Genomic DNA, 8,743 nt, shown 5'->3' on the forward strand with positions numbered 1-8,743 from the left:
GCGGCGTGCGGCGGCTCGGCTCCGTGGCCGACGAGATCACGCGGGTGCTCGGACACGGCGGCACCTTACCCGGGCACGGGTCCGCGGGCGGTGGGCGACGCGGCGGGGGAGGGGTCCGCTACGGCAGCAGCCCGGCCGTGATCTCGGCGGCCACCGCGCCGAGGTTCTCCTCGTCCAGGAGGTAGAAGTGCCCGCCGGGGAACAGGACGCGGCGCAGCGGGCCGTTCTGCTCCCAGTCGTCGAGTTCGGCCGGCGGGACCAGTTCGTCCTCCCGCCCGCCCAGTACGGTGGGCGGCACCGGCAGCACCCGGCCGGTGATCCGCTCGGTCAGCCGGTGACCGAGTGTCAGGTCGCAGCGCAGCAGGTCCAGCAGATGCTGCCGGATGTCCGGGTCGGAGAGGATGTCCCCGGGGGTTCCGTCGCCGAGCCGGACCACGTCGAGGAGCTCCCGCTCCGTCCAGTCCTCGGCGCGGACGGTCCGGGACTCCACACTGCCGTGGGCGCTGAGGACCAGCTTCCGGCAGCCGTCCGGCCGGGCGAGCGCGAGGGCCGCCGCGAACGCCGCCCCCATGCTGTGCCCGAAGTAGACGGTGGGCAGCGGCGGTTCGGCGTCGAGTTCGGCCAGGACCGCCGCCAGGGTGCCGTCGATGTCCTCGGCCGGCCCGCCCGGCGCCTCCCCGAACCGGCGCTCCCGGCCGGGCAGGGTCACGCCGAGCACCTCCGCGTCGGCGTGCACCCGGCGCATCAGCGGCAGCAGGGAGTTGGGCCCCGACCCGGAGTGGGCCAGGACCAGCACACGCGCCAGCGGGGTGGCGCGGGCGGGCCGGATCCGGGCGGTCCAGCGGGGCCCGGGCGCCGGGGCCGCGGGTATCGACGCTGCGGACGTCGAGCCGGTGGACATCGGGCCTGCGGGCGGAAGCGGTGCGGAGGACATGCTGCGGCTCCTGGTCGAGGGCGGACCCCGGGCGCGGGAAGGCCGTCCCGTACGAAGGTCACGCCACCGAAGGCTACGGCGCGAGCGGCGGCTGGATGTCCGTCCGGAGCCAGTACCGGCCGTTCTCCCGCCCCAGCAGGCACAGGTCGACGAGGTAGCGGCGGACGGTCACATGGTCGGTGCCCGCGCCCTCGCACCAGCGCTTGAGCTTCTCGTTGACGGCCCGTTCGTCGTAGCTGGTTCCGGTGCTGAACGAGCGGTGTGTCAGGTGCTGGAGGACGATCCGGCGCCGGCCCCACTGCGAGGGCAGCCGGCGCAGCCGGTCGTCCCGCACGAAGGTGCGCAGCAGCGACTCCACCTGATCGTCGGCGTACCCGTGCTGCTCGGGCTCCTCCGTGGGCCGGTCCTCGCGCACGATCTGGCTGAAGTCGCTCGCGTGCGCGGCGAGTTGCCCGTCCGTTCCGGAGACCAGCCCGCCGGAGCGCAGCCGGCGCAGCGCCAGGGCCGTCTCCTTCGCGGAGACCCCGGCCGCCTGGGCAGCGGCGGCCGCGGTGGACGCGCCGAGGACGACCGCGGAGAACACCCGCAGCCGGCTCGGCTCGGCGAGCAACGCCACAACGGTTTCCGGCTTCATCGGGGATCCCACTCTGCTCCACTCCTCATCTCGGCCCCTGATGTTCCGAGCGCCGACCGACACCCGTCAACCGGATATCGGTGCCCTGCCACGGTGTCCACCCCTGACCACCCCTCCGAAACAGTAGCCATGGCGATAGTAGCCATGTACTTTATCTTCCATGAGCAACGCTTCCCCGGGGCCCACGCCCGGCTTCCTGGTGTGGCGGCTCGCCAACAAGTGGCGGGTCGCCGTCGACCGCGCGGTGGCACCGCTGGGCCTCACCCACGCCCAGTACTCGCTGGTCGCCTCCCTGCACGGCATGCAGCGCGCCGGAGAGCGGCCCAGCCAGCGCCGACTCGCCGACCACACCGGTCTGGAGGCGCTCTACGTCTCCAAGCTCGCCCGCGCGCTGGAAGCGGCCGGCCTGATCGAACGCACCCGCGACCCCCGCGACCCCCGCGCCGTCCAGCTCGCGCTCACCGAGCGGGGCAGGACCGTCACCGGGCAGGCCGTCGAACGGGTCCAGGAGCTCCACGAACAGCTGCTGGACCCGCTCGGCGGCCCCGGCGCGCCCAGGACCCGGGAGTTCACCGAGGAACTGAAGGCCCTCCTCGACGCACCTCTCGCACCGTCCCCACCGCACGACCCGAGACCACAGGAGGCAACACCGTGACCACCGAAGCGATCCCCGCGCCCGCCGCCGACGCCCGGATGCTGGGCCTCGCCCACTACGCCGCCCGCGGTCTGCTGGAGCGCGTTCTGGCCCGCCACGGCCTCTCCTTCCCGCAGCAGGTGGCCCTGCGGGGCGCCGTCACCGCCCAGACCCCGCCGACCGCCGACACTCTCGCCGAACAGGTCAGGGCCTCCCTGAAAACCGATCCGGAAACCGTCCGCGCCACCCTCGGTGAACTGCTCGACCGCGAGCTCCTCACGGCCGACGGCCGGCACGTGCTCCCCACCGACACCGGCCGCGCGCTGCTCGCCGCGGTCGGCGCCGAGACCGCTCCGCTCGCCGCCCGCGTCTGGGGCGGAATCCCCGCCGAGGACCTGGCCGCCGCCGGCCGCGTACTGGCCCAGGTCGCCGAGCGCGCCGACGCCCTCCTCGCCGAACCGGCCGAGCTCGCCGAACCGGCCGAGCTCGCCGACTGAGCACGCCGGTATTCCAAAAGGTATGCACGGGGGTATACGCGGGGGTCGGTGCGCGTGCATACTCGGAGACATGGCAGACACCACCGTGAAGATCGACTCCGAGACCCGGGACCGCCTCGCCGCCCTCGCGGCCGCGCACGGCAAGAGCGTGCGCGCCTATCTGGCGGAGCTCGCGGTGGAGGAGGAGAACCAGCTGGCCCTGGGCCGCGCCACCGCCGCCTTCCGCGAAGCGGTCGCCGTCCCCGGAATCGCGGACGCCTTCGACCGCGAGTTCGGCGCCCCGCCCAAGAGCGCGCACCAGGCGGCCTGACCTTGGCCCTGCACATCGACATCCGCTGGCTCCTGGACCGCCAGGAGGAACTCCTCGGACGCGACCTCGGGGTCCTCGACTACTCGGGTCTGGTCGCCGCCATCGCCCGGCACCGCGTCAACACCCCCGCCCTGGCGGCCGGCTCCCCCGACGCGTACTGGCGGGCCGCCGCCCTGCTGGAACAGATCGTGCTGCTGCGCCCGCTGCCCGCCCGGAACGAGTTCTTCGGCTACGGCATCGCGGTCTCCTACATCCGCGCCTCCGGCCAGGACGTCCCCACCACCTTCGAACCCTGGCGCGCCCTCATCAACGACATCCGGGCCCTCCGGCTGAACGTCTACGACGTCGCCGACCGCCTCCGCGACATGCCCCACCCCGCCTGACGCGGGAGGATGGATACGGCGGCACCCGGCACCCGCCGCTCGTCGTGCCGCGGCGCCCGTCCCCGGTCATCCGTGGGCGGCGAGCGAGGCCACCAGCGCGTCGATCCCGCCGCGCCGGAAGGCTTCCCGGACGGCCGCCTGCCGGGTGTTCAGGAGGGAGGTCCCGTCCACCACGATGTCGATGAGCCGCACCGCGATCCGGTCCGCCGGGTCCGGCACATCGGCTCCGGCGGCGCCGGAGTCCGGCTTCAGGCGGTAGACGACCCGGCCCGCCCGGCCGGACAATCCCGCGACCGCCAGGGTGCGCGGCCCCTCCGGGATCACGTCACCCACCGAGACCGGCCCGATCCGGACGCACTCCTCGGCCACCAGCCCGGTCCAGCCGGCCGTGAACGCCCCGAGGTACCGCTCCCGCTCCGCCGGTCCGAGCGAACGGGAGATGGAGTGCCCCAGGGCGAAGGCCGCCGCGTACGTGATGTTCAGCCGGGGCGCCAGCACCCCCGCGCGAGCGGCCGGTTCCGCCTCCAGGACCTGGGAGACCAGAGTGGACACGAAACCCGCTGCACCGGAAGTCATGATCGACAACCTAGCGCCCGGCTCACCCGTCGACATCGCCGACCGGACCGTACTGGTCCGGGGCCGGGAACTCGACCTCGCGGCGGGACGCCCGGACGTGGCCAACGCCCTCGTCCACCGGACCGGCGACACCCTGGTCATCGTCGACACGGGGGTGACCGAGGAGTTCCGCACGGCCCTGCGGACGGCCGCCGACCGGGTGGCGCCCTGGTCCCGGGCCCTGCTGCTGACCACCCACGGCCATCTCGACCATGTGGCCAACAACGATCTGGCCGACGAGCTGGGCGTGCCCGTCGAGCACTACGTCCCCGCCCCCGACCTCGACCAGATGCGCGACCCGCTCGCCTACTGGACCCGGGCCTTGACCCGGATCGCCTGGTCGGCCCCGGAGTCCGGGCCGCCCGCCGAGGTCGCCCGGAAGGTGGTGGGGCTGTTCCGGCCGATGCGCCCCTTCGGCGCGACGACCAGGACGTACGAGACGAGGCCGCCGGAACGGATCCGGCTCGGCTCGCTCCGGTTCAGCGGCTGGACCTTCGCCGACGGGGCCGTCCGGGTACTGCGCAGCCAGGGCCACTGCGCCGGACACGTGATCGTGTACCTGCGCGACTGCGCGGTGCTGCACCTCTCGGACGAGGGCAACGGCCCCTGCGGGGCGATGGCCGACGCCGACCAGCTCAAGATCCAGACCGTGCTCGGTGCCGTCGCCCGCCTCTTCGAGGAGGGCACCGCGGAGCTCCTCACCGACGGCCACACCTTCGCCGTCCGCCGGGCCGCGGAAGCGGTGCCCTATCTGGACGGGCTGCTGGAACAGGCCGCCGCCCTCCAGACGCTGGCCCTGCGCCTCACCGCCGAAACGGCGGAAGACGGCAGGATCCGCCCGGAGGCCTTCACCGCCCGGATCGCCCAGGCCCTCACCGAACTCGGGGTGACCGGAGCCAACCCGAACCCGCTGTTCACCGCCATGATGGCGGCCAACCAGCTCCGGGAACTGGGCCTCCACCCGGACCCCGACGCCCCCACCGCCCCCTGGCACCTGCCCAGCCCGCCGGGCCCGGGCTAGACCGGCTTGCGCCAGACGGAGATGTGCTTCGGCGAGTCCTGGGTGAACGGGGTTCCGTCCCAGTCCGCGACCCGGCGCTCCCGTTCGAGTCCGGCCAGCCGTGCCATCAGGTCGAGCTCGGCCGGCCAGGCGTAGCGGTGCCGGGAGGCGGCGCGGCGGTAGCCGCCGGTCTCGTCCTCACGGGTGAAGTGGTGCGAGACGAGGACCTGTTCGACGAGGTCGAAGGTGTCGAAGCCCAGATGCCGCTCGGAGACGTCGAACGGCACCGCGACCTGGCCCGGCGGCAGGAACCGCAGCGGTGGCACGCCCAGCTCGATGACGAACCGGCCGCCCGGCTCCAGATGGCGTGCGGCGTTCCGGAAGCACTCCACCTGCTCGTCCTGGGTGAGCAGGTTCGTGATCGTGTTGTACACCAGGTAGACCAGGCTGAACCCGCCGGGGACGACGGTGGTGGCCATGTCCCCGACGGTCACCGGGAGGGTGTCCTCGTCGACCTTGCGCCGCAGCACCGCAGTCATGTGCTCGGACAGTTCGATGCCCACCACCGGCACGCCGAGCTCCCGGAGCGGGACCCCCACCCGCCCGGTGCCGATGGCGAACTCCAGGGCCCTGCCGTCCCCGGCGAGTTCGGTGAGGAAGGCGAGGGTCGGTCCGAGGGCGTCGGCGGAGGACATCGCGGCCTCCTCGGCGTCGTAGCGGTCGGCGGTCGCGCGGGTCCACAGTTCACTGCTGGTCACGGGCGGCCACTCTGCCGGGCGCCGAGGGGCGCTGTCGAACCGTTTACGCCAGGGGTTCGATGACCACGATCGGGATCTCGCGGTCCGTCTTCGACTGGTACTCGTCGTAGGCGGGCCAGTGCTTGACCATCAGCGGCCAGTACGCGGCGCGCTCCGCGGGGGTGGCCGTCCGGGCCCGGCCCTGGACGATCTCCGGGCCGACCTGGATCCGGACCTCGGGGTTCTCCGTCAGGTTCCGGTACCAGAGCGGATGGGCCGGGTCCCCGCCCTTGGAGGCCACCAGGAGATAGCGGCCCTCGTCCTCCCCGTAGATGAGCGGGGTCCGCACCGGGTCGCCGGAGACCCGGCCCACGGTGGTGAGCAGCAGGGTCTGGGTGCCGTTCCAGAACTGGCCCTCGGTGCCGCCGGATCCCACGTACAGCTTGACGTGGTCCAGTTGCCAGCTGCCTGGCCGGGGGTCCTTCGGGTGGTCCCAGTCGATGTCGGTGGTCATGTGCCTCACCCTGCCTTGAGTTGAAAGGTCAACGATCCTCGGTCAACGTCCCAACGAATCCCAACGTCCGAAGGCACGGCCTGTGTTCCGCGCGACGGGGACCGGACCGGGGGCTGTACGGGCACCTGGGACCCGGCCTGGATCTTCATGCTTTCCCACCATGCGGATGCCTGCCGGTATTCGTGGAGACTGCCCGCCAGAGGTCGCGGTGCGCCCCTGGGGCGGGTTCCCGGGCGCCGGAGCGGCCGTCCGTCAACGGGGAGGACAGTGCGGTGAGCGCACAGCAGTACGACGAGATCGGTGAGGCGTACGAGGGCTTCAAGGCCCTGACGCTGGAGCAGTACGTGGTGGTCCCCAGCTTCCTGGCGCTGGTCGGCGAGGTCCGGGGCAAGTCGGTACTGGACCTGGCCTCCGGCACCGGATTCTACAGCCGGGAGTTCAGGCGGCGCGGGGCCACCGAGGTGCTCGGCATCGACATCTCCGGCGAAATGATCGCCGTTTCGCGGCAGTTGGAGCAGGCCGCCCCGCTGGGCATCCGCTACGAGGTCGGCGACGCGGCCGAACTCCGCCCGATGGAGCAGCCCTTCGACATCGGCCTGGCGGTCCAGCTGCTGAACTACGCGGAGGACTACGCCACCACGGAACGGATGTGCCGCAACGTGCACCGGAACCTGAAGCCGGGCGCCGAGTTCTTCCTGCTCAACCAGTCGCCCGACTACCGGTTCGACGGGCCGACCCCGGAGCGGTACGGCTTCCGCACCGAACTCACCGGCGAGGAGGTGGAGATCGGGCCCAAGGTCCGCACCACCGCCCTGCTGGAGCAGCCGGTGTCCTTCGTGGCGAACCTGCCGCGCCGCGAGGTCTACGACAAGAGCCTGCGGGCGGCCGGGTTCAGCGAGCTGACCTGGGTGCCGCTGACCGTGTCGGAGGCCGGGCTGCGCGAGTTCGGCGAGGAGTTCTGGGCGGACTTCCACGCCAACCCGCCGCTGGAGATGCTGCGCTGCCGGGCCTGACGGCCGGTCCGCGGTAGACCGCTGCCGCCCCGGGCCCGGGGCGGCAGCGGTACCGATCAGGCGTCCCGAGCCGAGCGGCGCATCCGCACCGCGACCAGGAGTCCGGCGCCGCCGACGAGCGCGACACCGGCGCCGCCCGCGATCAGCGCGGTGTCGTCGCCCGCGCCGGTGGAGGCCAGGGGCCCGCCGCTGCCGCCCTGCGGGCTCGTCCGGGTGTTCCCCGCGTCGGACCCGGATCCCGCGTCGGACCCGGAGCCGGAGCCCGAGCCGCCGTCGCCGTCCGCACCGGAGTCCTTGCCGGTGCCGGTGCCGGTGCCGTCGCCGGTGCCCTGGCCGGAGTCCCCGTCCTCGCCCTTGTCCTGGCCCTCGTTCCGGTCCTTCTCCCGGTCCTTGTCCTGCTGCGCCTGCGCGTCCTTGGCCCGGGCCTCGTGCTGACCCGTCTCCAGGAAGCGGGTCCGGTCGGCGGGGGTGCCCGCCAGCGCGGCACGGCCGGCCTTGACCAGCTCGGGGCCGCCGCCGTTGATGATCCTGGCGATGGCGATCCGGTTGTCCTGGTCGCGCAGCTGGTGCTGGGTGACCTCCAGGAAGTGGCGGAGTTCGGCCGGGGTCGGGGATCCGTTGAGCAGCTTCCGGATGGCTTCGCTCAGGTTCTCCCCGTCCCAGGACCCGTCGATCCGGGCCAGCTCGACCCGGTCGTCCTCGGCCTGGGCGAGGTACCGGCCCTCCTTGAGGAAGGCGATGCGGTCGGCCGGGGTGCCCTTGAGCGCCTCGACGGCGGCTTCGCGGACCGTGGGGCCGCCGGTGTTGGTCAGCCGGGCGATCGCGACGCGGTTGTCCCCGTCGCGCAGCTGGTGCTGGGTGACCTCGTAGAAGTGGCGCAGCTGGTCCAGGGTGGCCTTGTCGTCGCGCATGATCGCCTTGATGCCGTCCAGGAGCCCCCGCCCGGCATCGGCCGCCAGCCGGCTGATCGCGACGCGGTAGTCCTCGCGCCGGATCGCGTACTGCCTGACCTCGATGAAGGTGCGCATGGCCGCGGGCCCGTCGGCGATGGCCTTGCGGCCCGCCTCCTTCATGTCCTCGCTGGCCATCGGGTCGGCGATGATCGCGAGGATGGTCTGACGGTCCTGCTCGGCCTGGTCCGCCGTCTGGTCGGGCGCGGTCGGGACCGGGGGAGTGGGGGCGGCTGAGGGGTCCGTGCCGGCGGCGAACGCCGGGGATGCGATCAGTACTGCCGGGGCGAGTGCGGCGGTGGCGACCGCGGCGGCGATTCGGGACAGCTTCACGGACAGGACCTCACTGGATACGTTCTTCACGCCCACCAGACCCGCCACCGAACCCGATGGTTGTATGTGCCCTTCATCCGGTTCGGGCCGTGCCGGGGCGCTCACCCTGGGTGAGTTCGGGGGGTGGTGGGGGTGAGGCGTCCCATAGGAGCCAGATCACATACGGGGTGGGGTAGTAGGCCGGGTGGC

At 72.9% G+C, this 8,743-nt stretch carries 12 protein-coding genes; 6 read left to right on the plus strand and 6 right to left on the minus strand.

Features of this window, described 5'->3' with window-relative positions; genetic code table 11:
- Window positions 1-118 precede the first annotated feature (118 nt).
- Both ACZ50K_RS29485 and ACZ50K_RS29490 read right to left on the minus strand, forming a co-directional pair.
- Window positions 119-934, minus strand: coding sequence for a thioesterase II family protein (locus tag ACZ50K_RS29485; protein ID WP_468908454.1), 816 nt, complete (start codon window positions 932-934; stop codon window positions 119-121).
- A gap of 73 nt (window positions 935-1,007) precedes the next feature.
- The gene (locus tag ACZ50K_RS29490; protein ID WP_468908456.1) at window positions 1,008-1,568 is read right to left on the minus strand and encodes a DUF2087 domain-containing protein; all 561 of its coding nucleotides are present in this window, start codon (window positions 1,566-1,568) and stop codon (window positions 1,008-1,010) included.
- Between the two features lie 160 nt (window positions 1,569-1,728).
- On the opposite strand from ACZ50K_RS29490, the gene ACZ50K_RS29495 reads away from it, so the two are divergent.
- From ACZ50K_RS29495 to ACZ50K_RS29510, 4 genes are all read left to right on the plus strand, one after another.
- The gene (locus tag ACZ50K_RS29495) at window positions 1,729-2,223 is read left to right on the plus strand and encodes a MarR family winged helix-turn-helix transcriptional regulator (RefSeq protein WP_468908458.1); all 495 of its coding nucleotides are present in this window, start codon (window positions 1,729-1,731) and stop codon (window positions 2,221-2,223) included.
- A 38-nt stretch (window positions 2,224-2,261) separates the two neighbouring features.
- Entirely contained in the window at window positions 2,262-2,699 is a 438-nt protein-coding gene (locus ACZ50K_RS29500) for a MarR family transcriptional regulator (RefSeq protein ID WP_468908488.1), read from the plus strand.
- Between the two features lie 70 nt (window positions 2,700-2,769).
- Window positions 2,770-3,009, plus strand: coding sequence for an antitoxin MazE7 (locus ACZ50K_RS29505; protein ID WP_468908460.1), 240 nt, complete (start codon window positions 2,770-2,772; stop codon window positions 3,007-3,009).
- Between the two features lie 2 nt (window positions 3,010-3,011).
- Window positions 3,012-3,392: a toxin Doc gene (locus ACZ50K_RS29510; protein ID WP_468908462.1), complete on the plus strand. Its 381-nt coding sequence runs from the start codon at window positions 3,012-3,014 to the stop codon at window positions 3,390-3,392.
- Between the two features lie 66 nt (window positions 3,393-3,458).
- On the opposite strand, the gene ACZ50K_RS29515 is transcribed toward ACZ50K_RS29510, so the two are convergent.
- Window positions 3,459-3,968 (minus strand): hypothetical protein, encoded by a 510-nt coding sequence (locus ACZ50K_RS29515; RefSeq protein WP_468908464.1) that lies wholly within the window; start codon window positions 3,966-3,968, stop codon window positions 3,459-3,461.
- Here ACZ50K_RS29515 and ACZ50K_RS29520 point away from each other — a divergent pair.
- Complete coding sequence (locus ACZ50K_RS29520; protein WP_468908466.1) at window positions 3,967-5,028, plus strand: MBL fold metallo-hydrolase; 1,062 nt, start codon at window positions 3,967-3,969, stop codon at window positions 5,026-5,028. The two genes, ACZ50K_RS29515 and ACZ50K_RS29520, sit on opposite strands and share 2 nt — an antisense overlap.
- On the opposite strand, the gene ACZ50K_RS29525 is transcribed toward ACZ50K_RS29520, so the two are convergent.
- A complete protein-coding gene (locus tag ACZ50K_RS29525; RefSeq protein ID WP_468908468.1) occupies window positions 5,025-5,765 on the minus strand; it encodes a class I SAM-dependent DNA methyltransferase in 741 nt (246 codons plus the stop codon). The two genes, ACZ50K_RS29520 and ACZ50K_RS29525, sit on opposite strands and share 4 nt — an antisense overlap.
- A 43-nt stretch (window positions 5,766-5,808) precedes the next feature.
- Window positions 5,809-6,258, minus strand: coding sequence for a nitroreductase family deazaflavin-dependent oxidoreductase (locus tag ACZ50K_RS29530; RefSeq protein WP_468908470.1), 450 nt, complete (start codon window positions 6,256-6,258; stop codon window positions 5,809-5,811).
- Between the two features lie 272 nt (window positions 6,259-6,530).
- Between ACZ50K_RS29530 and ACZ50K_RS29535 the strand changes: the two genes are divergently transcribed.
- Window positions 6,531-7,271, plus strand: coding sequence for a class I SAM-dependent methyltransferase (locus ACZ50K_RS29535; RefSeq protein WP_468908471.1), 741 nt, complete (start codon window positions 6,531-6,533; stop codon window positions 7,269-7,271).
- Between the two features lie 56 nt (window positions 7,272-7,327).
- Here the strand turns inward: ACZ50K_RS29535 and ACZ50K_RS29540 are convergent, their stop codons facing one another.
- Window positions 7,328-8,554 (minus strand): ALF repeat-containing protein, encoded by a 1,227-nt coding sequence (locus tag ACZ50K_RS29540; protein ID WP_468908473.1) that lies wholly within the window; start codon window positions 8,552-8,554, stop codon window positions 7,328-7,330.
- Between the last annotated feature and the right edge of the window lie 189 nt (window positions 8,555-8,743).

The sequence above is a fragment of the Streptomyces sp. NPDC033845 genome, from assembly GCF_055576225.1.